We start from the raw sequence: 26,009 nt of genomic DNA, 5'->3' as shown, positions 1-26,009 counted from the left end.
CACCGGTGTGAGGCCCGGACCAGCGGGTGCACGCCTGGTCAGGAGCGCGCTTGGCCCTCAGCTCGAGACGGCCTCGGCCCAGCCGCGGTTGACGGTCTCTCTTGCCTTCTCCCTCTGCGCCTCCGTCGGAAACGTCGGCGTGCCCTCGACCGTCGGCAGTTTCTCGGCGGCGGCCTTGTCGAGGGTGCCGTCCTTCTCCATGGCGTCCATGAGGACGGGGCGTGCATAGGCGCCGAGCCGGAGGTTCTGGCCCTCCGGGCTGAAGACGTACTCCTGCCACAGACGTGCCGCCGCGGGGTGCGGAGCGTCTTTGTTCACCCCGTTCGCGTAGTACTGAGCGAAGCTGCCGTCGAAGGGGATGGCGGTCTGCCAGTCGACGTCCGTGCCATTCTCGCGGAACTCGTCGGCGTATCCGAGGTTGAGGAAGTCCCAGTCGATGCTGATCGGTGTCTGGCCCTTCGCGATCGTGGCCGGGGTGGATTCGACCGGGATGAAGTTGCCGTTCTTGCTGAGCTCGGCGAAGAAGTCGATGCCGGGCTGGACGTCGTCGAAGGAACCCCCGTTCGCCAGGGCCGCCGCGTAGACCCCGGCGAAGGCGGAGCCGGACTTGGTGGGGTTGCCGTTGAGCGCGACCTTGCCCTTGTACTCGGGCTTGCGCAGGTCGGCGAAGGTCGCGGGGCAGGTCTTGACGCGCTTGGCGTCACAGCCGATCGAGATGTAACCGCCGTAGTTGTTGTACCAGCGGGCCCGGTCGTCCTTCTGTTCCTCGGGGATCTCGTCGTACGCGGCGACCTTGTACGGAGCGAGCAGGCCCTGACGTGCCGCGGACTGCGCGAACGAGCCCCCCACGTCGATCACATCGGGGGCGCGGCCTCCGCCCCTGTGCTCCTTCAGGACGTTGATCTCGTCCTGGCTGGTACCTTCCGGGTTCTCCCTCGTGACCCTGATCCCGTACTTCTTCTCGAAGCCGTCGATCACTGCGCCGTAGTTGGCCCAGTCGCTCGGGAGCGCGATCGTGTGGAGCGAGCCCTCTTTCTTCGCCGCTGTGGTCAGTGCCGCCATGCCGCCGGCGTCCGCGGCGGAGGTGGCCACCGCGGGTGCTCTGGGCGCGGTGGTGGACTTGTCTCCGCAGGCGCCGAGGGGCGCCGCGAGGACCAGGCAGGCGGCGACGAAGGCTGTCCGGAGACGAGGTGCGGGCACAAAGGCTCCATAACGGGCGGTCGCGTACTGATCGAGGCCAGCGTACGTGCGGCGGCCTCGGCAGCGCAGTCCCAGACGGTGGTGTCCGCTGTCTTCCCTACGGCTGCCGTACCGGCGCGTTCTCAGAACCCCTCGTCGTCCCACCCGGCCAGGAGCGCCTCCCCGAGATCCATCGCGGGCGGTGCGGCCCCGTCGAGGAGGGCCTGCTCGCTCCAGATGATCTTGCCGCGGGCGGTGTAGCGGGTGCCCCAGCGCTCGGCGAACTGCGCGACGAGGAACAGGCCGCGACCGCCCTCGTCGGTGGCCTCGGCCCGGCGCAGGTGCGGGGAGGTGCTGGACCCGTCGGAGACCTCGCAGATCAGGCTGCGGTCGTACAGCAGCCTCACCCGGATGGGCTCGGTGCCGTAGCGGATGGCGTTGGTCATCAGTTCGCTGAGGATGAGTTCCGTGGTAAAGGCGATCTCCTCCAGGCCCCAGTCCGCCAGTCGGCGGGCGCAGGCGTTGCGCACCGGGGACACCGCCGCAGGGTCGGGCCGCACGTCCCACTCGGCGATCCGAGCGGGGTCCAGTCGGCGGGTGCGGGCCACCAGCAGCGCGACGTCGTCGCTGGGCCTGGTGGGCAGCATCGCGTCGATCACCGCGGTGCAGGTTTCCTCCGGGGTGCGGGCGGGCCCGGCCAGGGCGGCGCGCAGCGCTGCCAGGCCCGCGTCCGGATCGCGGTCGCGGCTCTCGATCAGCCCGTCGGTGAAGAGTGCCAGCCGGGAGCCTTCGGGCAGGGTGACCGTCATGGTCTCCATGGGCAGGCCCTCGCCCAGGCCCAGCGGCGGGGAGATCGGCACCTCGGGCAAGGACACGGTCCCGTCGGGGCGGACCAGAGCGGGGCCCGGATGCCCGGCGGTGGCGGCCGTCACCTGCCCCGAGACGGGATCGTAGATGGCGCACAGGCAGGTGGCTCCGGTGATCCCCTGCCACTCCTGCTCGTCGGTGTCGATGTGGGCGACCAGCTCGTCCAGGTGGCTCAGGAGTTCGTCCGGGGGCAGGTCGAGGGTGGAGAAGTTGTACACGGCGGTGCGCAGGCGGCCCATGGTGGCGGCTGCGTGGAGACCGTGGCCGACGACGTCGCCGACCACCAGGGCCACCCGGGTGCCGGGCAGCGGGATGACATCGAACCAGTCACCCCCCACACCGGCCTGTGCAGCCAGATAGCGGTGCGCGACCTCGACGGCGGACTGCTCCGGTACGCCCCGGGGCAGCAGGCTGCGCTGCAGGGTGACGGCCATGGTGTGCTCGCGGGTGTAGCGGCGGGCATTGTCGACGGCCAGTGCCGCCCGGGCGGTCAGCTCCTCGGCGAAGGACACGTCCTCCTCGTCGAACGGCGGGGAGTCCTGCCCCCGCCAGTAGCCGGCCATCCCCAGCACCACGCCCCGGGCCCGCAGGGGCACGGCGATCAAGGAGTGGATGCCGCGGTCCAGGATCCGCAGGGCGTTGGCCGGGTCCTGGGTCCGCCAGCCGTGGGTGACGCGCAGGTCCGCCTCCAGGACCGCACGGCCGTCGGCCAGCCCAGCCGCCATGGGGCTGGTGGGAACGAACCGGATCAGCTCGCCGACGGGGTAGAGCGGATGGTCGCCCTGAAGGCCGACGGCGGCGGTGCGGCGCATCTCGGTGCTCGCTTCGGTCGGCTCCTCGCCGCGCAGCACGGGGTCCAGCAGGTCGACCGTGACCACGTCGGCGAACCGCGGGACCGCCACCTCCGCCAGTTCCTCCGCGGTGCGCTCGACGTTCAGCGTCGTTCCCACCCGCACCCCCGCGTCGTAGAGCAGCTTCAGCCGCTCGCGGGCCACCTCGGCCCTGCCGGAGAGCGCCCGCAGCTCGGTGGTGTCCCGCAGCGTGACGACGGTCCCGGCCTGCCCGTAGGGAGCGGTGGGCCGGATGTTCACCGACAGCAGCCGATCGGTTGCCATGTGCAGCTCGTCGGTCGCGGAACGGCCCGATGCGATCGGCTCGGCGATTCCCTCCTCCAGGCCCAGGTCCGTGACGGTGAGGCCCTCCGCGTCCACGGGCAGACGCAGCAGCCGCCGCGCCTCGTCATTGGCCAGCAGCAGCCGTCCGCCGCCGCCGATGATCAGCACGCCCTCTCGCACCGCGTGCAGCACCGCGTCGTGGTGCTCGTACATCCTCGTCATCTCGGCCGGTCCCAGGCCATGGGTCCGGCGCAGCAGCCGACGGCTCACCAGAGCGGTTCCGCCCGCGGACAGGGCGAGCACCGCGGCTGCACTGCCGAGGACGACCGGCAGCTGCCGGTTCACCATGCTCTGCACGTTCTGGACCGTGACCGGGGAGGAGACGATGGCGATGACGCGGCCGTCGGAGTCCTTGACGGGGACCACCGACACCACGGACTGTCCCAGGGACCCTTCGAAGGTCTCGGTGAAGGACTGGCCGGCCGCCGCCTTGGAGAAGGGGCCGACGACGTGCTTCCCGATCTGCCGTGGGTCGCTGTGGGCGAGGGTGACCCCGGAGAGTGTGTACACGTTGATGCCGTCGACCCCGGCGATCTTCCGGGCCGCCTCGGCGCTCGGCTGTAGCGCTGCGCTCGGATGGGGGCTGCGGAGGGCCGCGACGATTCCCGGAGATTCCGCGAACGTTCCGGCGGCGGCGAGCGTACGGTGCCGGGCGTCCACCATGCCGGCGCTCCGGGCTTGCACCACGAGCGCCACCACCGCGGCGGCGACGAGCAGCACCACGACGGCCAGCTGCAGGAGGAACACCTCGCCGGCCACGCTGCGCACGCTCAGAAGGGAGGACAGACGCTGCGGCCGCCGCGCCCCTCCCTTGGGGGGCTGGGCGTGCTCCTGACGCTCCTGGTGGCTTTCTGAGCGGGGACGCCGAGGGGGAGAGGAAGAGCTCGTGGTCGAGCCGAGCAGCCGACGTCGGATGTGTCCAAGTAGGGCGCTCATACTTTATTTTCTAACCTCTATGGGCCGTCGGCAGCGGGGAGGGACGGTCGCCGAGCCGGCGATTTGGGTCCCCTCCGCAGAGCGAGGGTGTGGCGTGGCGCGTGGGGGGCGCGGGCGGGATCCGGGCCGCCGCCGCGCTGATGTGGATCCCCCACGCCCACACGCCGTGCAGGAAGTCATGCTGGTTCAGGGAAGTGGAGGGGTGGACGGGACGGGCGCCACGAGGTGACGGCCGCCGTTTCCGCCCTGCTGTGCTGAGCCGGCCACCGGCGGCCGGGGGCGTTTCTCTCGGCTCAGTCCTCGCCACGGCGCACTTCGCGCCGCGGAATGCCCGTGGTGTCCGGATAATGGATGGAACCGCGAGTGGAAGGGGACATCTCGTGCCATCGGCTCGGCCGGGGGGCGAGGAGATCCACGGCCCGTTCTGGTCCGAGCCGGGGACGCTGCTCGAGCACGTGCCCGTGGCCGTCTTCGGCCTCGATGACGGGGACCTCGTCTGTTACTGGGGGCCCGGCGCGCGGGACCTCTTCGGATATGACGCCACCGCCGTCCTGTCGAGGCCCGGCGCCGTTCTCTTCGCCGACGGGCCCCCGGGTGCCCCCGATCCGTGCTCCCGGCTGACCGAGCGAGGCCGGACCCAGGGTTACTGGAGGGGGCGGCTGCCGGCCCGGCATCGTGACCGCACCGTCTTCGACTGCGGCTTCCGGGCCTTCTCCGTGACCGGATCCGGCGGACCTTCGGTGGTGATGGTCCTGGCGAGCCGTAGTGACGAGCTCGATCGGGTCAAGACCAACCTCGCCTTCCTCGACGCCCTCTTCGAGACTTGCCCCATCGGTCTGGTCATGCTCGACCAGGACCTCCGGTACGTCCACCTCAACCAGGCGCTCGCCGACATGGACGGTCTGCCGATCGAGGCCCACCTCGGGCGGCGCATGGACGAAATCATGATCATGTCCGACGGTGGCGAGTACCAGCGCATGCTCCGCGGCGTCGCCCTGGGCGGAGCACCGGTCGTGGGGACCCTGGTGGGCATGCGTCCGCGGGGGCATCCGGACCGTGATCAGGTGCGGTCGGTGAGTTTCTTCCCCCTGAGCCAGGCGGTCGGCTCGCGCCCCGGAGTGGGCGGGCTGATGCTGGACGTGACCGACCGGGAACAGGCCATCCTGGAAGCCACCGCCAGCCGTCGACGGCTGGCTCTGCTGGACGGGGCCTCCACTCGCATCGGGACCACCCTGGACGTGAACGTCACCGCCCAGGAGCTGGTCGACGCTTCGATGCCGGACTTCTGCGACGGCGCCGTGGTCGAAGTCGTGGAGTGGATGGACGAGGCAGAGGACTTCGACCCGGCGCGACCGCTGTTCACCCGCAGGATCGCCTCCGGGACGATCCTGCCCCCTCCGGCCACCGAACTCGTGAGCGGGGTGGAGACGGTGCGGTATCCGCCCGGCTCCGTCATCCACGACATGCTGAGGACCGGTCGCGCCGTCTCCGCCGTGGTGGACGAGGAGCTCCTGGCCCGGACCGTCCTCATCGAGTCACGCTCACGGCTCTTCGCCGAGAGCGGGTTGGCCTGCGTCCTCGTCGCCCCGCTCATCGCCAGGGGTACGGTCCAGGGAATCGCCATGTTCGGCCGGTCCACGGGCCGGCCGGCCTTCACCCGGGACGATGTCAGCCTGGCCGGTGAGCTCGCCTCACGGGCTGCGATCTGCCTGGACAACGCCCGTCTGTACAGCCGCGTCCAGGACATCGCCCTCACCCTGCAGCGGGCGTTGTTGCCCAGCGCGTTGGCGACCAGCCCGTACGTGGACGTGGCCCACCGGTACGTACCCGGCAGTCGGATCACCGAGGTCGGCGGAGACTGGTACGACGTGATCAGCCTGTCCGACGGCCGAGTCGCCCTAGTGGTGGGCGACGTGATGGGGCACGGTGTGTCGGCCGCCGCAGCCATGGGCCGCCTTCGTATCACCACCAAGGCTCTGGCCAGGCACGACAGCGAGCCCGACGACCTCCTCACCGAGCTCGACGCATGCGCCCGGGAGGCCGACATCGAGCTGGCGACGTGCCTGTACATCGTCTACGACCCGAAAAACGGAGGAGCCCGCATCGCCAGCGCCGGCCACCCCCCGCCCCTGGTACTCCGGCCGGACGGCACAGTGGAGACCATCGACGACGTCCTGGGAATCCCTCTCGGCGTCGGCGGCTGTCCTTTCCGGACGATCGAGATCGAACTCCCCGGGAACGCGAGTCTCGCCCTGTATACCGACGGCCTCATCGAGACACGAGGCGCGGACCTCGAGGTCGGTCTGAAGGCATTGCGCGCCGAACTGGGCAGGTCCCCAGGCCCGTTGGAAGCAACGGCGGACCGCATCCTCGCGAGCCTGCTGCCCGCCCCGCCGGCCGACGACGCGGTTCTGGTCCTCGCCCGCGTCCGCCGCGCCCGTTGAGGAGGCATCGGGTCTGGTCTGTCTTGGCAGCTGCCGGTACGCGGTCGGCGGGAGGCGGGCCCGCCGCAGGTCATGGCGGACGGTGACCACGTCAGCCGGGTGGCCGGCCCGCGCGTACCGTTCGCAGACGAAGGTGGCCGGTTCCTCGTCCGGTCCCCAGGCGGACTCGGCCTCCCGCAGGCCGCGTTCGGCCCACTCCAGGGCCTCGATCGTGCGGCCCGCCGCCTCCAGCTCCCTGGCGATCAAGAGGTGGGCGTGGCCGTTCGGGGCGAGGCCCGCAGCGTGGATCGTGACCAGCGCGTCCACGCTGCCGCCGTCCGCCTTCAGGAGACGTTCCATGAGGGACTTCTCCGCCCACCCCTCGGGGTTGGCCCGCCAGGCGGCCACCACCCAGGGGTGGGCCCGGGCCATGCCCGGCTCACCCGGCACCTACCGGTGGTCGAACAGGTCCGTGTCCGTGGCGTCGTCGACGTCGTCCAGCAGGTGGCTCAAGAGCCACCCGGCGGTCTCCACCGGATCGGGCCGGGCGGTCGGGCAGGCCCTCCGGGTGGGCCTCGGCCAGGCCGTTCGCGACCTCCCCGATCAGTCCGTCCGAGTCGTCGGTCTCCCCGTACGTCCGCTCCAAGGCCCGCAGGGCCTCGCGGGCCACCTCCACCGCGTCGGCGGCCCGGCCGCTCGCCGTCAGCGCCCGCAGGGCGGTGACCGCCTCCGCCGCCTGCTGCCCGTATGCGCGGGCGTCGGCGTACTCGACGTAGCCGTAGCGGGCGAAGGGACGGGTGTCGAGGAGACTCAGGACCGGCACCGTGCGCGGCCGGAGGACCAGATCAAGCGCCAGTGCGTCCCGCGCCGTGGCCGGCCCGAGGACGTCGCGGCCCTGGTGGCGTTCCTCGTGGGCCCCTCCGCCTCGTTCATCACGGGGCAGTCCGTCCACGTCGACGGCGGCTGGCTGCTCCACTGAGACCGTCAACAAGCAAGGAGACGAACCGAAATGATCGAACGAGTCCGCGCCGTCCTCGTCACCGCCGACGACACGATGCTGGTCATCCGCCGCACCCGGCCCGGCATCCCCGAGTACTGGGTCCTGCCCGGCGGCGGTGTCGAGCCCGGCGACGAGTCCCGGGAGGCCGCCCTCCACCGGGAGATCCACGAGGAGATCGCGGGGAAGGCGGACATCGTCCGCCTCCTCCACACGATGGAGACCGACGACGAGCGCCAGCTCTTCTACCTCGCCCGGATCGCGACCTGGTCCTTCGACGACCGTACCGGCCCCGAGTTCAGTGCCGAAGGCCGCGGCGAGTACGCACTGGAGGAGGTCCCGCTGACCCTGGAGGGGCTCGACGGCATCGACCTCAAGCCCGAGGAGATCGCCCACGTGCTGAGGGGAGCCGTCGGCGACGGAAGCCTCGGAGTCGAGGCGTCGCTCTGAGCCAGCGCGTACGTCGTCCTGCCGCCGGGACCGGCTCTGAGATGAGCCGGTCCCGGCAGCCTTCCGAGGTCAGCGCGGGGAGCCCGGACGCGGCTCCTCGTCCTGCCCCGGCAGCAGCCGCAGGGCGAGGACCGATCCGTCGGCGTGGACGGAGACGGGGCCGCCCCAATCCTTGTCGAAGGTGAGGCGGGGGCGGACGTGGCGGCTCGCGTGGACGAGGGCGCGATATTCCTCGATGTCGCCCCTGGCGAGAAGTCGGAAGACCTCCTCGTCCACGCCGGAGAACGCCTCGACGCGAGGCCCGTTCAGGCGGAAGACGTGGTCGGTGCCGACGTACTCGTTGCCGAAGAGGGTGTGGGCGGCGTCCTGGACGCTCATGCTGGCCGCGTGCTCGAGGCCGGTGAACCGTTTGCGGCCCTGCCGATCGGTCAGGTGCCGGGCGGTGGCGTGGCCGGATCCCGTGAAGGCCATAAGCCCGGCCGCCGTGGTGTGGGCCAGTGACTCCTGGAACCAGGCGTAGTCCTTCGCCTGCACGTGGCAGCCCCGTACGGGTTCCGGTGCCACCAGACCCTCGGTCGGCGGGTGGATGTCCGGCATCACGTTCGCCTGGAATGGTGGGGCGTTCAGGTTCGGCTCACGGCCTTCCGCCGGGGACAGCCGACCTCCGCTGCCGGGTGCCTGGAGGGCGTGGACGGTCATCGTGCCGCCGTCCGTCGGGAGCTGCGTGCTGAACAGCAGGCCGGGGGTCTCGTTCCACGCGCCGATGTGGACCGCTTCGGCGTGGGCCGAGGCGGAGGCCAACTGCTCGGCGGAGGTGGCGGCGTCGCTGTGGTTGCCCTTGCACGCGAGGGGGATGACGAGGGACGGCTCTTCCGGCCGCCAGACCTCGGCAAAGTACTGGGGGCGGTAGCGGTATTTCACCTTCTCGCCCCTGTCCCTGGTGGTGAGGGCCCAGCCCGCGCGTAACGCCGTGTCGGCGGGGACGATCGTCACCGAGTGGCCGGGGAAGCGGCTGCCCAGCATGTGCTCGGTGAGCGTGAGCGCGAAGCCGATGCCGAGTTCGCCGGACTGCAGCGACTTGTAGTGGTCCGCGATGCGGTGGCCCTCGTCGGTGAGGCCGAGGAAGGAATTGCGACCGCCCGCCAGGGCCTGGGTGTACTTGAGCGCGCCCCAGTGTTCCGCCAGCCCTCGCCCTGCACCACGCCACGACAGAGCGGTGGCTCGGGCGAGCGTGTGGAGGACGTCCCAGAGGGTCACTTCGAACTGCCGGGGCAGTTCCGTCTGCGGGATCGAGGCGAGGTCGGGCTTCCTGCGGAGCGGCTCGTCCTCATTCTCCTTCCGCTTCTTGTCGTCTGCCGCGACGGCGGCCTTCACCTTGCCGACGAGTGCGTCGTCGGAGTGGACGGAGATGTTCGACGGCTGGGTCAGTTCCTGGAGCACTTCCTCGGTCGGCTTCAACAGCTCTCCTCACGGCGTGCGCGGGTGGTTCACCATCGGCCGGACCGTACGGAAGGGAGGAGCGGCGCACGCAAGTGCGCAGGGGCACGTGACCTGGACCTCGGCTCGGTCGGGTCGGCGTCGACGCCTTGGCCCCGCCTCGCTCACGAGTTCCACGCGGCCGAGGGGTCTCGGGCGGGCGGCAGGCAGCGAGCCGGCTTCTGGGACGGCCGAGCGTTGATCGGTAGATGGCCAAAGGTGCCTTTTCCCATGAACCAGAGCGATGTCGGTGCCCGACAGGTCGGTGGTGCGTGGACGCACGTCGTCAGCATGTGCAGAGGGGGGGCTCCCGCACGCCTGATGGCTCATCAGGAAAGTCGGCATCCGGTCAGCATGAGCCGCCGGGCATCCCCGGAGGATCGCCCGGACAGGCGCCGGTGTGGCGCGAAACCCCAGGTAGGAAGCCGTCTTCGAGGAGTCCCAAGTGCTGCGTACTCTGTTCGAGTCCAAGATCTAGGACTTAGGCGTCTGCGCAGGTCAGGGGTATGATAGAGGCCCCCAGGTCAGCAAACGTCGCAGTCTTGTCTCCACTTGCTGACCTTCCGCCTTCTGCGCAGCGCCTGTGAATGGTTCATCGCTCCCGCTCGGAAGATTCGACAGCTCGCCCGCGGCATGAGCTCATTCTTCAAGGAATGCGGCTGCATCAAGCCCACCCGCTGCCCGCATCCGTACAAGATTCGCTTCAGAGACGCGCTCGGCAAGCAGCGCGAGGAGTCCGGGTACGACACGCAGGACGACGCGATCGAGCGCCTCACGGCGATCCATGCAGAGAAGAAGAGCACGGCGCCATCCGTCGCCGAAGCCCGCCGTGAGCTGGGCCGGAAGACGGTCGAGGGACGCCGTCACGAAGTACGAGGCGGAGCCAGGAAGCGGGCCGCAGGAGCCGGTGCCCGGCACCAGTTGGCGTTCATCGACCGGCTGGTCGCCACATTGATCCATCTGCGGCACGATCTGCCGCACTCGGTCCTCGCCCTGTTGTTCGGTGTCGACCGCTCCACCGTCCCCCGCGCGATCGGTGAGATACGCGGGCTCCTGGCCGAGCGGGGATGCGCGGGTCCCGATCGGCCCGGCCTGCGGTTGCGGACCCTGGCGGACGTGTTCGCCTGTGCCCGGGCCGAGGGCATCGAGCTGCGGCTGGACGCCACCGAGGTCCAGGTCCGGCGTCTCGCAGCCGGCCGCGGCGGACGTCGGGCGTTCGTCTCGGGCAAGAAGAAGCAGACCACGATGAAGGCCACCGTCATTGCTGATGCCCGGAGCCGCACGCTGTGTGCCGATGTCCTGCGGCCGGGGCGGATGCGCGATGCGACCGCCGCACGCAACGAAGGCACCGTCGTCTGCTTCCAGTACTTCCCGGAGGTGGAAGTGCTTCTGGATGACGGCTACCTCGGTCTCAGACGCGACCGCCCCGGACAGGCCATCGCGCCACCCAGAAAACCGAACAAGATCGCTTTGCCGCACGTGCGCGCAGCCGGAGAAGAGGCCCGGCACAACAACTCATCGAAACGCACCACCGTCGAGTACGCCCTCGCCGACCACGAACGCTGGAAGCAGCTGATCCGATGGATCCACCGGCGAGAGGTCCTGCCCGACACCTACCGGGCCATCGCCCGCCTCGTCTCCGACCGCAACACCACCACCTGGCAAAAACACCAGATCAGGACCGTGCCTCCCCAACGCAATCACGTACCAGCTCGTCAGCGCCGGACAGTTTCCATGCCTTGCGGTCGTCGTACGGCTCCTGATCCCTGCGCCGGCTCCGGCTCCGGCGCGGGTGTCACGGATCCCGGTGCCCGCCGGGTGGGGCTGCCCGGCTCTCGGTGGTGCGGGGTGGACCCGGCGAGGGCTCGCCCGCCGCGAGGTGCTCCAGAACCTCCGCCAGTTCCTGGCAGGCGCGGCGCACCGATCGGCGGGTCGCACGCTGCTCGGTGATGACGGAGGCGAGAAGCAGGGCGGTCAGGGCGGCGGAACCGTTGAACGCCTGGAGCTTGAGCATGATCTCGACGTCCGTCAGGTGGAGGAACGCACCCCGCCCGGAGGTCGCCTCGAAGGTGGCGAGCACGGAGGCGAAGAGCGCGCACAGCATGCTTCCGGCGAGCTGGAAGCGGAGCGCTGCCCAGATCAGCAGGGGGAAGACGAGGAACAGCATGCTCATCGGGCTGAGCACGGCCATGGGCACGAGGACCAGGGCCGTCAGCCCCAGAAAGGCCGCCTCCTTCCAGCGCCGTACCCGGAACCGTCCGGCCGGCCCCGCGAGGACGAGCAGGAGCGGGGCGACGAGCAGCACCCCCATCGTGTCGCCCACCCACCAGGCCAGCCAGGCGGGCCAGAACTCGCTCTTGTCCAGGGAGCCCTTCGCCACCTGCAGTCCGACCCCCGCGGTCGCGCTGATCAGCATGGCGCCGAACCCGCCGAGGAAGACCAGGGAGAGTCCGTCCCGCAGCCGCGCCATGTCGCGCCGGAAGCCGACCCGTCTCAGCAGCAGGAAGGCGCAGAGCGGCGCGACGGTGTTGCTCACCACGGTGACCACTGTGGTGGGCCCCGGAGCGGTGAGGGAGGCGATGACGAGGAAGGAGCCGAGGGCGATCCCGGGCCAGACCCGCGCGCCGAGCAGCAGCAGGGCGGCGACGGCGACGCCGGTGGGCGGCCAGATGGGGGTGACCACCACGCCTTCGACGACGAAGCGGCCCATCAGGCCGAGTCGTCCGGCCGCGTAGTAGCAAACCGTCACGGCCAGCGACGTCAAAGCCGCCTCCGTAGAGGGCCGGAACTGCCGAGTATCCAACACGTCAGCCATCAGACACCGGCCGGGCCGCCACGACCGGGCAAGGATCCCTGCGTGTCGGGCGCCGCCTTACGGTACGGGCCCGGGCCGGTCCGAGGACCGACCCGGCCCGAGGCGAGCCCCCTCTCCTCACTCCTCAGCCGCCGACCGGGCCGGACCGCCGTCGTGGCCGACGACCAGGACGGCCGCGTCGTCCTCGTGCCCCACCGTGGCCGCCAGCTTCATGACGGCGGTGGCGAGCCCGTCGACGTCCAGCCCGGCGACGGCGGTGATCCCGGCGAGCCGCGTCACCCGGTCCAGACCCTCGTCGACGTGGAGCGAGGGCCCCTCCACCACCCCGTCGGTCAGGAGGACGAAGACACCGTCGGCGGTGAGCCGGTGGCGCGTGGCCGGGTAGTCGACGTCGCGGAGCACACCGAGCGGAGGCCCGCCCTCGCTGTCGTCGATGCCGGAGCGGCCGTCGGTGGTGGCCCAGATGTGGGGGATGTGGCCGGCCCGGGCGCACTCCAGGGTGCCGGCAGCGGGGTCGAGCCGCAGGAAGGTGCAGGTGGCGAAGAGGTCGGCGCCCAGAGAGATCAGCAGGTCGTTGGTGCGACTGAGCAGCTCTCCCGGGTCTCCGGTGACGGAGGCCAGCGCGCGCAGTGCCACGCGGACCTGTCCCATGAAGGCGGCGGCCTCGATGTTGTGCCCCTGCACGTCACCGATGGACATGCCGATCTGGCCGCCGGGCAGGGAGAAGGCGTCGTACCAGTCACCGCCGACGTTGAGCCCGTGGTTGGCGGGCTCATAGCGGACGGCCAGCCGGGCGCCCGGAAAACTGGGCAGGTCCGAGGGAAGCATGTCGCGCTGCAGGGCCACGGCGAGCTCAACACGGGAACGCTGCGTCTCGGCCAACTCTCGAGCCCTGGCGGTCAGCGACCCGAGCCGGACCAGAAGGTCCTCGCTGTTGTCGGCCGGCCGTCTGCGGAACATCGATCACTCCGACGTCACGACAATCCTCGCATCAGTCCGTCCCGTCTCCAGCACGCGGGACCACGGGGGACCACCTCGGTACGAACAGGTCCTTCCCCACTCTGCCCGGAGGGGACGGCGTCCGCATCTCATCGGCGGAGAACGCGGCGGATCCCAGCGGGGCCACCCCACACTGCCGGAAGCGAACAGCAGTTCGGCGATGTCGAAGGCATCGCCCCGCCCCCTGACCTCCGTCCGGACCGAGCAGGCCGACGCCGCGCGACTCGCCCGGCGGTCACCAGCCGCACCCGGGGTCCCGGCGCCCGGTGCCTGCCTGACCTGGCGGCAAGGCACCGGCGCCCCCAAGGGCGCCGGGCACGACCACGAACCGCACCCTCGTCCCCGGGCGCGAAGCGTTCTGCGCCGGTCCTCCTCGCCGCCGGCGCGGCCGTCGGCCTGCTCGACGCGCTGCCGGGCGCGCCGGCCGGTCTCGCGGGCGCCGCTCAGCACACCTTCCGGTAGGGGATGCCGGGCAGGTACGTCCGCCACTCGGGGGGCGAGAGTGGCCCTCCGGCGCGGCGGCACACCTCGGTGACCGCCCGCGCCGGGTCGATGCCGTACGTCTGGACGGGGACGCGCACCCCGCCGCGTGCAGGGTGAGGTCGTCCGCGCCGAACGCGGGCGACAGGACGGCGTCCCCCGCACCGGGCAGGGCGTGCCCAGTGGCTGCTGGGAGGCCACGTCCCACAGCCGCACGGTGCCGTACGACCCGGCCGCGGCGAGGACGGAGCCGTCGGGCGAGAAGGCCACGGCGGTGGTCTCCTCCGGGACGCCCGGCATCCCCTTGGACAGACCGCCGGACAGCAGCCCGAGCGGCGTGCGCAGCCGCCCGGTCCCACAGCGTGATGCCGGCCCCCGACCCGATCACGGCGGCGCGGTCACCGGCGGGGCTGAAGACGGTGCGGCACGCGCGGTTCTCCAGCGCGGTGCGCTCGTGGCCGTTTCCCGTGGTGCGGACGAGGGCGCCCGTGTCCGTCAGGACCGTGCCGCCGTCGGAGGAGACGGCGACCAGGGCTCCGTCGTCCCCGTCCACCCCGTCGTTCTTCCCCCGGTTCAGCACCCGCAGCTTCGTGCCGTCGGCGGCGTCCCGGACCGTGATCGTGCCGCCCGAGTCGTCCGCGGCGTCCGCGGCCGCGAGCCAACGGGGCTGACGCCGCCTCAGCGGAGAGCGCGCGGATCACCGGTGATACCGCCCCGGGCACCCCACCGACCAGGTCCTGTCCCTGCCGTCCGGCGCCGGCACCGAGGCCGGCACCGTCGGCACGGCCGGCTCGGCGTTCGACCGGCGTCTGGGCCCGAGGCGCCTGCCGTCCGGCTCAGGAGCCGGACGCGGCCCGCACCCTCTCGTGCAGCCGGTTCGTCACCTCGGCGGACATCGACGCGGACTTGCCGGATCCCTGATGTGCGAGACAGGTGGCGAAGACGCCTCCCGTGCGCACGACGGTCATGACGTTCCCCCGGCCCGTCCGGCGCCAGAGCACTGGTCAGCGCGTAGCTGACGGACCCGTCACCGGCCCGGGTGGGAGCGAGGGGCCGCAGGCCGAACCGGTGGGTCCAGCCACGGCGGGAGACCACGGTGAAAGCGGTGCAGTCGGTCATGGCCTGCTTGAGTTCGGCCGTCCACGCCCGGGTGACCTCCTCCTCGTGGCTGGTCAGGGTCAGACTGCCGGGTGTGGCGCCGGTCGGCGTGCCCTCGGGCTTCATCGTCGCCCAGACCATGGCCTCGCGCGGGTGCAGAGGGCGCACGCTCATCATGTCGGCGACCGGACGGCACGCGGCCCTCGTCGAGGGGGCCCGTGCGCCGCCGGCCGGGGTCGGTTTCCTGCCGTGCCTCCGGCCCGCGAGGCCGCCGGGCGGGAAGCCGTCGCTCGCGGGTTCCACGCTGCCGAGGGGCCTCGGGCGGGCGGTAGGCGGCGAGCCGACTTCCGGAGCGGTCGAGCGTCCACCGGCTGATGGCCAAAGAGGCCGTGTTCCGTGAACCGGAGCGATGTCGGTGCCCGACAGTTCGGTGGTGCGTGGGCGCACGTCGTCCGTGTGCAGAGGGACCTCCCACATGTCTGATGGAACATCAGGTAAGTCGGCATCTGGTCAGCATGGGTCCCCGCGCGTTCCGGGGCGATGGTCCCAACGGACGCTGGAGCGAAGGGAAATCCCAGGTAGGGGGACGTCTCGCCCGACCGGAGCGATGTTCCTCACAAACATCGGACGGGGGTGCCGGTGTAAGGTCGAGGACGCCCTTGACCTGCACAAAGCAGGCAGGGAGCCGTCACCCAGGAGTCCTAAATGCTGCGCACTCTGTTCAAGTCGAAGATCCACCGCGCCACCGTGACCCAGGCGGACCTGCACTACGTGGGTTCGGTCACCGTCGACGCGGAGCTGATGGAGGCGGCGGACCTGCTGCCCGGTGAGCTGGTCCACATCGTCGACATCGACAACGGGGCCCGTCTCGAGACCTACGTCATCGAGGGCGAGCGCGGCTCCGGTGTCATCGGGATCAACGGCGCGGCCGCCCACCTCGTGCACCCCGGCGACCTGGTGATCCTCATCAGCTACGGGCAGATGGAGGACGCCGAGGCGCGGACCTTCGTGCCGCGCGTCGTGCACGTCGACGGCGACAACCGCATCGTGGAGCTGGGCGGCGACGCCTCGGCGCCCGTTCCCGGGACCGACACCGTGCGCCCCCCGCACGCCGTGCCCGCGCAGGTCTGAGTCGAGGGGCGCCGGATCCGGCGGGCACGGGCGAGGCGGCGGAGCGACCCTGGAAGGGGAGACCCTGTGCGGCGAGCCTCGTACAGGGGAGACCCGTCGACCGAGAGGTCCGTCATGACTCACCCCTTCCCCGATCCGCTTCCCCCTTCGCCGATACCGCCGCCGGTGCCCTCGCCGCCGCCCGTGCCCCCGCCCAACCCGGTGCCGACCCCGCCGGATCCCGCGCCCCCGCCCGAGCCCCAGCCGGGCGGGCCCGTGCCGGATCCCGAGCCCCGGCCCGAGCCCGGGCCCGCCGGTGGGGGACCGGAGGCGGCGCGGAGTTGACAGAAGAGGCCCGTGCTTCCGCGCGACCCTTGTCACGGAGCGTGCGCCACCCCTAACTTGGACGGCCGCTGCTGTGTTCAAGGGGGGGCCCATGGCCGTACGCGGACGTCACCGCCGCCACCAGCCGAGCCGGATCAACCGCGCCTCGCTCACCGTCACCGCGGGAGGCGCCGCGCTGCCGCTGATCGGTGCCGGCGCCGCGCAGGCCGCCTCGCTGGACGTCTGGGAGAAGGTCGCGTCCTGCGAGTCCTCCTCCAGCTGGCACATCAACACGGGCAACGGCTACTTCGGCGGCCTCCAGTTCAGCCAGTCCACCTGGGAGCGGTACGGCGGCACGCACTACGCGCCGCGCGCCGACCTCGCCTCCAAGGACCAGCAGATCGCGATCGCCGAGCGCGTCCTGAAGGGCCAGGGACCCGGAGCGTGGCCGTCCTGCGGCCCCGGCGCGGGGCTGGCCCGGGGCGGGGAGTCCCCGGACGTCACGGCGCTGCGCACCGCAGGCGGCAACGACGTCCGTACGGCCTCGCTGCCCGGGCAGCGCGTCTTACCCGAGCGGGCGACGCGGAACGCCGGGCCGACCACCGTTCCCACCGTGCGCGAGATGTACACGGTGACGCCGGGCGACTCCTTGTCGAAGATCGCCGGCGAGGAGCACGTCAAGGGCGGCTGGCAGCGCCTGTACGAGAACAACAGGGCCGTCGTCGGCGACGACCCCGACCTCATCATCCCGGGCCAGCGCCTGACCCTGCGCATCACCGCACCGGGGAAGCCGAAGAAGGCCGTTCCGGCCCCCAGGGCCGCCCGGCCGGCCGACATCGCGCCCCCCAAGAAGGCCGTTCCCGAGAAGGCCGTTCCCAAGAAGGCCGCCCCGTCCACGCAGGGCGCCCTTCCCCGGACCGCCCCCGCAAAGGCCGCCCCCGCACGGAAGCCCCCGGCCGCCGCATCGCACACCAAGGCGAGCCCCAAGCCGGTCACCAGGACGAGCCACAAGCCGGCGGCGAAACCCGCGACGAAGCCCGCGACCAGACCCGCGCCCAAGCCCGCCTCCCGGCCGAGCGCCCCCAGCTACTCCGCGCCCGTCTCCGCGGACATCGGCACCCGCTACGGCACCCGCGGCTCCTCCTGGTCCAGCGGCTACCACACCGGCGTCGACTTCCCCGTCCCCACCGGCACCTCGGTCAAGGCCGTCGCCGGCGGCCGGGTCGTCTCCGCGGGGTGGGGCGGCGCGTACGGCTACCAGATCGTCGTGCGCCACGACGACGGCCGCTACAGCCAGTACGGGCACCTCTCCGCGCTCACCGTCCGCGAGGGTCAGCGGGTGCACGCCGGTCAGCGCATCGCGCGCTCAGGATCGACCGGCAACAGCTCGGGACCGCACCTCCACTTCGAGATTCGGACGGGTCCCGGGTACGGCTCCGACATCGACCCGCTGGCCTACCTCCGCGCGCGGGGAGTCGCCCTCTGACGCCGGAAAGGAAGACTCCATCGGGGCGGATGACACCGTCAGGGAGTCCGGCGCGGCCGTCATGCGGTCCAGCGTGAGCTGGACGAGGCCGGCCGCGGCGACCGTGCCGCAGATCAGCGCGGCGACGGTGCCCGCCGCGCCGTAGCGGAAGCTCTCGCCGAACAGGGTCAGGCCCACGGCCGCCGCGACCACCGGGTTCACCACGGTGACGGTGGCCAGCGGTGCGGCGAGCCCCGCGCCCCGGTACGAGGCCTGGGAGAGCAGCAGTCCCGTCACGGCGAACACGGAGAGGACGAGCAGCCCCGTCCACTCGGCGAGCGGGGACCGGGGCGTCCACTCCTCGGCCACCGCCTTCGTGAGGACCGAGGCGATGCCGAAGGAGACGCCCGCCGCCGCGGCGAGCACGATGCTGCGCAGCACGGACCGGCCCACGAGGCGCGCGGCGGTGAACAGGACGGCCACCGCGCCGAAGGCGGCTCCCGCGAGCAGCCACCGTTCCCCGTCGGCCAGGGACCCGGCCTCGTCGCCGCTGGTGAGGCTCAGCAGCCCGGCGAGGCCCACCGTGGCCATCAGCGCGCCGCGCCAGGCCCGCCGCCCGGCCCTGCGGCCGACGAACAGGGCCGCCATGGGCAGCGCGAACACGATCGTCAGGGCGCCCAGCGGCTGGACCAGGCTGAGCGGCCCGTACGCCAGGGCGGCGACGTGCAGCGTCGCACCGACGCCGTTGAGCAGGACGGACCCCCACCAGGCCGGGCTGCGCAGCGGCGCGTAGCGCGGACCCGTGACCGAGGCCGCGACGCGCTCCTGCACGATCGCCGCGGCCGCGTAGGCGACCGCGGAGGCCAGGGCCAGGACGACGGACAGCATGAGTGGACTCATACCTTCCACGATCTCTCCGATCAGCCGTTCGCGTCGTCGTACCAGGGGACGGATTCGCCCCTACCGCCGACGCAGTACACGGGCCCCGCATACGACCTCGGATGTACGCCCGCGCAGGTCAGAAGGGGTGCAAAGCGCCCTTTCCGCCCGGATCGCGGCGGGCGCCGGAGTGCTTTCGGAGACTTTCGAGAAGTTACGGTGGGGGCCGACGACAGGACGTGAGGGCGGGGGCGTGCATGGGACTCGGCGCGAGCGGTGACGGCGGGGAGCCGGGCGGCTTCTTCGTCCTGCGGACCACCGCCCCCGTGACCGGCGGCGCGCACCGCCCGCTCGCCCGCCTGTACGCGGGGGAGGACGGCCCCCTCACCGCGCGCGTGGACCACGTCACCGCCCGGATCGGCGCCCGCGAGCGGCGCGTCGGCGCCTCCGTCGCCCACCTCGGGCTCGCCGCCCGGCTCTGGTCCACCGCCCTCGGTCCCGCCGCCCTCCACGGCCGTTTCCCGGCCCTCGACCCCGCCGAGCTGTTCTGGGACGGGGCGCTGACCTCGCCCGACGACCTGTGGTGGGCCGGCTCCGCGACCCGCCCCGCGACCGTGGACGAGCTGAGCGCGGCCGTGCTCGACGCCCATCTCGTCCCGCTGCACGCGGCCCTGCGCCGCGACGGCGCCGTCTCCCCGCGGCTCCTGTGGGGCAACGCCGGCTCCGCCCTCGCCGGCGCCCTGCGCGAGCTGATCCGCTGGGCACGCGCCCGGGGGCGGCCGGAGGCGGCCGAGCGGGCCGCCGCCCTGGTCTCCGGGCTGCTGGCCCACCCGGACCTCGCCGGGACGGTCCGCGGCCCCCGGCTGCGGCGCACCAGCTGCTGCCTCTACTACCGCGCCCCGGGCGGAGGGCTGTGCGGCGACTGTGTCTTCGACCACGCACCCCGAACGGGTTTGGAGGCGCGGCCCCCCGCTCCGTAAAGTTGGGTCTTTGAATGCCCGCGAGCGGCGACGTACGAGCGAACGAGGATCCCGAAGGCCATGACGGTGACCGAAGAAAACCAGGAATACGGGCCGGGCATCGACCCCGAGCGCCTGGCCGTCTGCCTGAGCGTCCTCGACGAGCTCGACGCGATCGACGTCGACCACCCGGACGCGATCACCGTCCGGCGCGCCACCGCCGGGATCTACCGGACCGTGAAGCAGCGCCGCCGCCAGGAGCGCCGGGCCGCGAAGACCGCGAACGACAAGGCGGTCACCGAGGCCACGGCCACCGGTTCCGCGCAGCGCATCGACGACGAGACCGAGGGCCTGCTGCCCACCTCGGTCACCGAGGAGGGGCGGATCGCGGGGATACTCCAGCGCCCGCGTTCCTGCTACGTCTGCAAGACGCGGTACGTCGAGGTCGACTACTTCTACCACCAGCTCTGCCAGCCGTGCGCGGCGCTGAACCGGGCCAAGCGCGACGCCAGCGCCGACCTCAGCGGCAAGCGCGCGCTGCTCACCGGCGGCCGGGCCAAGATCGGCATGTACATCGCGCTGCGGCTGCTGCGCGACGGTGCCCACACCACCATCACCACCCGCTTCCCCAAGGACGCCATCCGCCGCTTCAAGGCGATGGAGGACTCCGCGGACTGGATGCACCGCCTGGAGGTCGTCGGCATCGACCTGCGCGACCCCGCGCAGGCCGTCGCGCTCGCCGACCAGATGACCGAGGCCGGCCCGCTCGACATCCTCATCAACAACGCGACGCAGACCGTGCGCCGTCTGCCGTCGGCGTACGCCGCGCTCGTCGAGGGCGAGACGGCCCCGCTGCCCGCCGGTGAGCTGCCCGCCCACCACGTGATCGGCGCGTTCAACTCGGGCGCGGTCGGCGAGCTCGTCGGATCGTCCGAGCTGCCCGTCGGCGTGCGGGACCTGGAGGCGCAGCAGGTCGCCGACCTCGCCCTGGTCGCCGGCAACGCCAGCATCGCCCGGCACCTCGACGGCACCGCCATCGACGCCGGCGGCCTCGTGCCGGACGTCGTCGAGTCCAACACCTGGGTGCAGAGCATCGAGCAGATCTCCCCGGTGGAGCTCCTCGAGACCCAGCTGTGCAACTACACGGCGCCGTTCATCCTGATCAGCAAGCTGCGGCCGGCGATGGCCGAGGCGGCGAAGAAGGCGGCCAGCGGCCGTGCCTACGTCGTGAACGTGTCGGCGATGGAGGGCGTCTTCAGCCGCGGCTACAAGGGCGCCGGCCACCCGAACACCAACGCCGCCAAGGCCGCGATGAACATGGTGACGCGGACCAGCGGCCAGGAGATGTTCGAGACCGACGGCATCCTGATGACCTCGGTCGACACCGGTTGGATCACCGACGAGCGTCCCCACTTCGACAAGCTGCGCCTGGCCGAGGCCGGTTTCCACGCCCCGCTCGACCTCGTCGACGGCGCGGCCCGCGTGTACGACCCGGTCGTGCGCGGCGAGGCGGGCGAGGACCTCTACGGCTGCTTCCTGAAGGACTACGCCCCCGCCAACTGGTAGGCCCGGAGTACCGCGGTTCCCGCACGTTCGGCAAGAGCGCCCCACCGGCCCGGTGGGGCGCTTTTCCGTCTTGCTTCACCCGATTGCGTCACACTTTGGAGCCCGGTAGAGCGCAGGCGCGCTCATTTGGTTAATGTGATGCTCACGGTCGGCCACCGAGGAGCCACACCATCCTCACGGCCTTCCTGGGACAGGCCTGCCACCAAGGCCGCGGTCCCGCCATGAACGGCGCCACCGCGACCGCCAGGCACCTCTCCCACATCGACGCGACACGAAGGAGTGCGCGGTGACACCCGAACTGACGAAGCAGGAACCGCGACCGGCCGAACGCACGGACCGGCCCCGCAGGAACGGCGAACTGGGCAGCCTCGACGTCTGGGCCCACGCCGCCCCGATCCGCCTCGCGGGCTACGAGGAGGACCTCGCCGAGCCCCACATCCTGCCCGGCATCGACTGATCCTCCGCCTCACCCGGATGCCCCCGGCCGTTCGCGGCGCGGGGGCGCCGGTGCGTTCAGCGGGCGGTGTCCGTGGGTTCCCGCAGGCGGATCGGCGGCAGGTACTCCCGTACGAGCGTGCGGTGCCACCAGGCCCCGGTGGTCCGGAGCTCGTGCCAGGTCGTGTACCGGTAGCGGTAGAGCCGGGCGCGGACGAGGACCGGTGGCGCGTCCGGGAACGGGTTGTGGGCGAGCAGCCGCAGGGTGTCCCGGTCGCCTTCGAGCAGCCGCTCGACGAAGGGGCCGAACCACTCGCGCGCGTACCCGGGGGAGAGCGCCGCGAACCACATCAGCCAGTCGAGCCGCAGGTGGTACGGGGCGAACTGGCGGGGCCACCGGCGCGGATCGCCGGGCTTCCCCTTGAAGCCGTACTCGCGCCACACCGTGTCCGGGTGCGCCACCGGGTCATCGGTGCCCTCGACGACGATCTCGTCCCGGATCCGGCCGACCGTGCCGAACGCGCCGTAGCTGTTGACCAGGTGGTACGGGTCGTACGAGCGGTTCATCGCCTGGTGCCGGGAGAGCAGGTTGCGCACCGGGCGGTAGCTCCGTACCAGGACGAACGCGGTGAAGGCGACGACCACGACCACGTACCAGAGCGGCGGGTCCGGCTGGGGGTGCTCGCCGGTGAGCGGGGAGGCGTCCACGGCGGACAGGGCGAGCACGATCGTGATCCAGTTCAGCCAGGCGAAGTTGCCGGAGAGCACCAGCCACAGCTGGGTCGCCACCATCAGACCGGCCGCCACCGTCGCCACCGGCTGCGGGGTGAACAGCAGGAACGGCACGCCCAGCTGGACGACGTGGTTGGCCGCGACCTCCACCCGGTGCAGCGGGCGGGGCAGATGGTGGAAGAACCAGCTCAGCGGGCCGGGCATCGGCTGGGTCTCGTGGTGGTGGTAGAGGCAGGTCAGGTTCCGCCAGCAGGGGTCGCCGCGGATCTTGATGAGACCGGCGCCGAACTCGACGCGGAAGAGCAGCCAGCGCAGCAGGAACAGGACGAGGACCGGGGGGCCCGTGTCGTCGTTGCCGAGGAAGACCGCGAGGAGCCCGGTCTCCAGGAGCAGGGACTCCCAGCCGAAGGCGTACCAGGTCTGTCCCACGTTCACGATCGACAGGTACAGGCCCCAGAGCACCAGCCAGAGCAGCATCGAGACCGGCAGCGGCACGGCGTCCCCGGCGCCCGCGACGAGCGCGAGCGCGAGGGCCGCGCCGGACCAGGAGACGGTCGCGAAGAGGCGGTCGGAGTAGCGCCAGTGGAAGAGGGAGGGCGTGTGCCGGGGGCGGGTCCGGCGCACGTACTCCGGCACGGGGAGCATGCCGCGCTCCCCGATCAGCGCCCGGAACTGGAGGGCTGCCGAAAGGAACGCCACGCAGTACAGCCCGGCGAGGCCCCGCTGGAAGACGATCCGGCTCAGCCACTGGTCGGGTGCGGTGAACCACTCCATCCCCTCCAGTATCGGCCCGGGGTCACGCCTTGACGAGGCGCCCGAGGGTCCGCCCGAGGAGTCGCGCGTACGCGTGCTGGAGCGGTGGGATCACGGGTCCGCCGAGCCGCGTGTACCAGGCGGCGGGGCGACTGAAGGCGGTGACCGTGAAGCGGACCGTGCCGTCCGGTTCGAGCTCGACGACGAAGGACTCCTCGCCGCACTCCGGGTGCCCGCTCAGGGTGCCGTACGCGAAACCGGTGCGGTTCTCCTCGTACGCCGTCCAGATCACCTCGCACGGGACGCCGATCCGCAGCGGGCCCGCGCCCAGCGCCACCTCCAGGCGGACCCCGGGCTCGGCGCGCTCGGCGTCGGAGCGGACGCGCGCCCGGGAGGCGCGGTGCATCCGCCAGGTGGTCACGGCGGCCCCGGCGGTCTCGAAGGCGGCCCTGCCGTGGCCGACGACCGCGCTGTGCCGCAGGTGGTGGTAGCCGGCCGGGAGCGTCTCCGGGGTGCGGGTGGCGCCGACCTCGCGGTAGGTGAGGCTCGGGCGGCGGTGGCCGGGGCCGGAGAGGCTGTCCATGAGGCGGGTCATGCCGGAAGCTCCGTTCGGGGGAGAAGGGCCGGAGAGGTGGGGTCCGTGGCGAGGCGGCGGCGGGCGAGGAGCGCGCAGACGGCGAAGCCGAGGGCGTTGCCCAGGCCGTGCGTGGCCGCCGTCCAGGTCAGGGAGAGGTGCGGGAGGCCCGTCGCCTCGCCGAGCGCCCAGCTGAGCGCGAGCAGCATGGTGGCGACGAGGACCAGGGCCGAGACGGCGAGCAGGCCCCGGGTGAGACGGTCGCCGGCGAGCTCGCGGCGCTCGCGCAGGGTCAGCACGGAGACCGCGGCCATGCCGGTGGTCAGGACGACGGCGCCCGCGAGCTCGGCCCAGTCGTCGACGAAGTAGCCGAGCAGGACGAGCAGGGTGCCGGCCGGGACGCTGAGCGCGGCGAGGCGGGCGGCGGGGCCGTCGGACGTGCGGCTGACGAGTCCGGCGACCAGGGCGGCGGCGAAGCCGGCGAAATGGAAGTGCGGGACGGTCAGCGCGAGGATGTCCAGGTCGAAGCCGAACAGCGGGTACGAGGCCCGTTCGGCGACCAGCGCCAGGCCGGCGACGGACGGGGCCACCAGGGCGGAGAGGACGGCGATCTCGCTCGGCCGGAGCGAGCGGGTCAGCATCAGCCGGGCCGGGGCCTGGAGCGCGAGCGCCAGGGTGGCGAGGGCGTAGGCGCCGGCGAGCGCGGTGGCCGTTCCGGAGCGGGGCAGCCAGAGGGCCAGGGCGCCGGGGACGGCAAGCAGGGGCCAGGCGCGCCGGAGCGGGTCCCACCCGGGCGGCCGGGGTCCGTCGACGAGTGCGAGCCCCGTCGGCACCACCCAGAACATGCCGATCATCACGACCGAATTCACCAGGACCGACAGCGCGGTCATCCGACACCCCCACTTGAACGTGTTCAACTGGCGGGTCGAGCGTAGAGCCTTTCTTGAACGTGTTCAAGTGGGGGGTGTGGAGGGTCGCCCGTCACCGCCCCGGCCGAGCGGTCCGACCCGCTCGGCCGCTCTCCGCTTGCAGGGCCTCCCGCACTGCGACAGACATGAGGCACTGGCCGCAACCGGGCGCCGCGCCCGGGGGAGAGAAAGAAGTCGGGAGAACCAGGTGCGCTCATCCCTCCGCCGTGCGCGGCGAACCCGCCCCGCGGCCGCGGGCCTCGTCTCGGCCCTGCTGCTCACGGGCTGCTCGAACGTGTGGGAGGGCGCGGGTGGCGAACCGGCCGCCACCCCCATCCAGGACGTCTTCCTCCAGCCGCTCGGCGCCCACGGACCCGACCCCTTCACCGCCTCCACCGTCCGCAACACCGCACCGCCCGCCGCCCCCGACCGGCCACCCGGCGAGGACGCGCAGCAGGTCCGCGAGGTCAGCGGCTCCACCCCCGGCCTCTACGGCGGCACCCGCGCGATCGGCAGCTGCGACGTCGAACGGCAGGTCGCCCTGCTCACCGGGGACCGCACCAAGGCCCGCGCCTTCGCCGAGGCCTCCGGCATCCCCGAGACCAACCTCGCCGACTGGCTCCGCGGGCTCACCCCGGTCGCCCTGCGCGCCGACACCCGCGTCACCGACCACGGCTACCGCGAGGGCCGGGCCAACGCCTTCCAGGCCGTCCTGCAGACCGGCACCGCCGTCCTCGTCGACCAGTACGGCTCCCCGCGCGTCCGCTGCGCCTGCGGCAACCCGCTCCGCAGCCCCGCCGCCGACCGCGGCGGCGTCCACCAGGGCGACCAGTGGGACGGCTTCGACCCCGACCGCGTGATCACCGTCCGGCCCGCCGGCTCCGTCGTCCCCGGCCTGGTCATCGTCAACACCACCGACCGCAGCTGGATCGAGCGGCGCACCGGCACCGACGGGGACGAGGACAGGACCCCCGACGTGCCGCCGGCCTGCGACCCCGACACCTGCGCCCTCTCCGGCACCGGCACCCCCGACCCGACGGCCCCCGACCCGACCGCCCCCGACCGCGGGACCACCTCGGACCCGGCCTCCCCGGCGCCGGTGCCCCCGGACCCCGCCCGGCCCGCGACCCCGCTGCCCGACGCCCCCGACCCCTCCGGCACCGGGGGCACCGGCACCGACCCGACGGCACCGCTGCCGCCCGCCCCCGACCCGTACACGGAACCGGCCCCCGACCCGTACACCGATCCCGGCACCGTCCCCGACCCCTTCGCGGAGCCCCCCTCCGAACCGCCCGCCGTCCCCGACGGGACGCCGCCGACCGACGAGCTCTTCCCGGCCGGTCCGCTGCCCGACCGGCCGGAGACCTTCCAGGGGTGAAACGGATCTTCCTGGTGCGCTCCGGCGGAGC

At 72.3% G+C, this 26,009-nt stretch carries 19 protein-coding genes and 1 pseudogene; 10 read left to right on the top strand and 10 right to left on the bottom strand.

Features of this window, described 5'->3' with window-relative positions; all coding sequences use genetic code 11:
* Positions 1–57: 57 nt before the first annotated feature.
* Both GGE06_RS38835 and GGE06_RS38830 read right to left on the bottom strand, forming a co-directional pair.
* The gene (locus GGE06_RS38835) at positions 58–1,200 is read right to left on the bottom strand and encodes an ABC transporter substrate-binding protein (RefSeq protein WP_116157660.1); all 1,143 of its coding nucleotides are present in this window, start codon (positions 1,198–1,200) and stop codon (positions 58–60) included.
* Between the two features lie 122 nt (positions 1,201–1,322).
* Complete coding sequence (locus GGE06_RS38830) at positions 1,323–3,989, bottom strand: SpoIIE family protein phosphatase (protein ID WP_116157659.1); 2,667 nt, start codon at positions 3,987–3,989, stop codon at positions 1,323–1,325.
* 548 nt (positions 3,990–4,537) lie between these two features.
* Here GGE06_RS38830 and GGE06_RS38825 point away from each other — a divergent pair.
* From GGE06_RS38825 to GGE06_RS38815, 3 genes are all read left to right on the top strand, one after another.
* On the top strand, positions 4,538–6,601 hold the full coding sequence (locus GGE06_RS38825; RefSeq protein ID WP_184933018.1) for a SpoIIE family protein phosphatase: 2,064 nt from the start codon (positions 4,538–4,540) through the stop codon (positions 6,599–6,601).
* Between the two features lie 337 nt (positions 6,602–6,938).
* Positions 6,939–7,559, top strand: a complete 621-nt coding sequence (locus GGE06_RS43185; RefSeq protein WP_246533020.1) for an SDR family oxidoreductase — start codon at positions 6,939–6,941, stop codon at positions 7,557–7,559.
* Positions 7,560–7,589: 30 nt separating this feature from the next.
* On the top strand, positions 7,590–8,027 hold the full coding sequence (locus GGE06_RS38815; protein ID WP_184933017.1) for an NUDIX hydrolase: 438 nt from the start codon (positions 7,590–7,592) through the stop codon (positions 8,025–8,027).
* Positions 8,028–8,096: 69 nt separating this feature from the next.
* Here GGE06_RS38815 and GGE06_RS38810 read toward each other — a convergent pair whose 3' ends face one another.
* Positions 8,097–9,485 (bottom strand): hypothetical protein, encoded by a 1,389-nt coding sequence (locus GGE06_RS38810; protein WP_116157656.1) that lies wholly within the window; start codon positions 9,483–9,485, stop codon positions 8,097–8,099.
* 651 nt (positions 9,486–10,136) lie between these two features.
* Between GGE06_RS38810 and GGE06_RS38800 the strand changes: the two are divergent.
* Positions 10,137–11,159, top strand: a pseudogene (locus GGE06_RS38800) (transposase); the annotation flags it as partial.
* Between the two features lie 139 nt (positions 11,160–11,298).
* On the opposite strand, the gene GGE06_RS38795 reads toward GGE06_RS38800, so the two are convergent.
* From GGE06_RS38795 to GGE06_RS43595, 3 genes are all read right to left on the bottom strand, one after another.
* Positions 11,299–12,318, bottom strand: a complete 1,020-nt coding sequence (locus tag GGE06_RS38795) for an MASE1 domain-containing protein (protein WP_116157655.1) — start codon at positions 12,316–12,318, stop codon at positions 11,299–11,301.
* 117 nt (positions 12,319–12,435) lie between these two features.
* Positions 12,436–13,278, bottom strand: a complete 843-nt coding sequence (locus GGE06_RS38790; RefSeq protein WP_116157654.1) for a PP2C family protein-serine/threonine phosphatase — start codon at positions 13,276–13,278, stop codon at positions 12,436–12,438.
* Between the two features lie 1,355 nt (positions 13,279–14,633).
* Entirely contained in the window at positions 14,634–14,765 is a 132-nt protein-coding gene (locus GGE06_RS43595) for a hypothetical protein (RefSeq protein ID WP_281402414.1), read from the bottom strand.
* 835 nt (positions 14,766–15,600) lie between these two features.
* Here GGE06_RS43595 and panD point away from each other — a divergent pair.
* Positions 15,601–16,026 (top strand): aspartate 1-decarboxylase, encoded by a 426-nt coding sequence (gene panD, locus GGE06_RS38785; RefSeq protein WP_116157652.1) that lies wholly within the window; start codon positions 15,601–15,603, stop codon positions 16,024–16,026.
* A 415-nt stretch (positions 16,027–16,441) separates the two neighbouring features.
* Entirely contained in the window at positions 16,442–17,815 is a 1,374-nt protein-coding gene (locus GGE06_RS38780; protein ID WP_116157650.1) for a transglycosylase family protein, read from the top strand.
* On the opposite strand, the gene GGE06_RS38775 is transcribed toward GGE06_RS38780, so the two are convergent.
* A complete protein-coding gene (locus GGE06_RS38775) occupies positions 17,696–18,694 on the bottom strand; it encodes a DMT family transporter (protein WP_184933016.1) in 999 nt (332 codons plus the stop codon). The two genes, GGE06_RS38780 and GGE06_RS38775, sit on opposite strands and share 120 nt — an antisense overlap.
* 236 nt (positions 18,695–18,930) lie before the next feature.
* Between GGE06_RS38775 and GGE06_RS38770 the strand changes: the two genes are divergently transcribed.
* The 3 genes from GGE06_RS38770 to GGE06_RS38760 all read left to right on the top strand — a co-directional run bounded on the left by GGE06_RS38770 (position 18,931) and on the right by GGE06_RS38760 (position 21,655).
* Entirely contained in the window at positions 18,931–19,653 is a 723-nt protein-coding gene (locus GGE06_RS38770; protein ID WP_116157648.1) for a (2Fe-2S)-binding protein, read from the top strand.
* A 60-nt stretch (positions 19,654–19,713) separates the two neighbouring features.
* Positions 19,714–21,198: an SDR family NAD(P)-dependent oxidoreductase gene (locus tag GGE06_RS38765; protein ID WP_116157647.1), complete on the top strand. Its 1,485-nt coding sequence runs from the start codon at positions 19,714–19,716 to the stop codon at positions 21,196–21,198.
* 286 nt (positions 21,199–21,484) lie between these two features.
* On the top strand, positions 21,485–21,655 hold the full coding sequence (locus GGE06_RS38760; RefSeq protein ID WP_181924430.1) for a hypothetical protein: 171 nt from the start codon (positions 21,485–21,487) through the stop codon (positions 21,653–21,655).
* Positions 21,656–21,711: 56 nt separating this feature from the next.
* On the opposite strand, the gene GGE06_RS38755 is transcribed toward GGE06_RS38760, so the two are convergent.
* Genes GGE06_RS38755 through GGE06_RS38745 form a run of 3 tightly spaced genes read right to left on the bottom strand, consistent with a single transcriptional unit; the run spans position 21,712 to position 24,573 of the window.
* Positions 21,712–23,139: a lipase maturation factor family protein gene (locus GGE06_RS38755; protein WP_184933015.1), complete on the bottom strand. Its 1,428-nt coding sequence runs from the start codon at positions 23,137–23,139 to the stop codon at positions 21,712–21,714.
* A gap of 22 nt (positions 23,140–23,161) precedes the next feature.
* A complete protein-coding gene (locus GGE06_RS38750) occupies positions 23,162–23,713 on the bottom strand; it encodes a DUF1990 domain-containing protein (protein ID WP_184933014.1) in 552 nt (183 codons plus the stop codon).
* Positions 23,710–24,573, bottom strand: coding sequence for a YndJ family protein (locus tag GGE06_RS38745; protein WP_116165193.1), 864 nt, complete (start codon positions 24,571–24,573; stop codon positions 23,710–23,712). Before GGE06_RS38745 ends, GGE06_RS38750 begins: the two co-directional genes overlap by 4 nt.
* 235 nt (positions 24,574–24,808) lie before the next feature.
* On the opposite strand from GGE06_RS38745, the gene GGE06_RS38740 reads away from it, so the two are divergent.
* Positions 24,809–25,978, top strand: a complete 1,170-nt coding sequence (locus GGE06_RS38740) for a DUF6777 domain-containing protein (protein WP_221518994.1) — start codon at positions 24,809–24,811, stop codon at positions 25,976–25,978.
* The last annotated feature ends 31 nt before the right edge of the window (positions 25,979–26,009 follow it).

The sequence above is a fragment of the Streptomyces nymphaeiformis genome (genome assembly GCF_014203895.1).
In the GTDB taxonomy this organism is placed as follows: Bacteria; Actinomycetota; Actinomycetes; order Streptomycetales; family Streptomycetaceae; genus Streptomyces; species Streptomyces nymphaeiformis.
The sequence above is the reverse complement of the archived record's forward strand: the minus strand, read 5'-3'. Positions and strand labels throughout refer to the sequence as shown.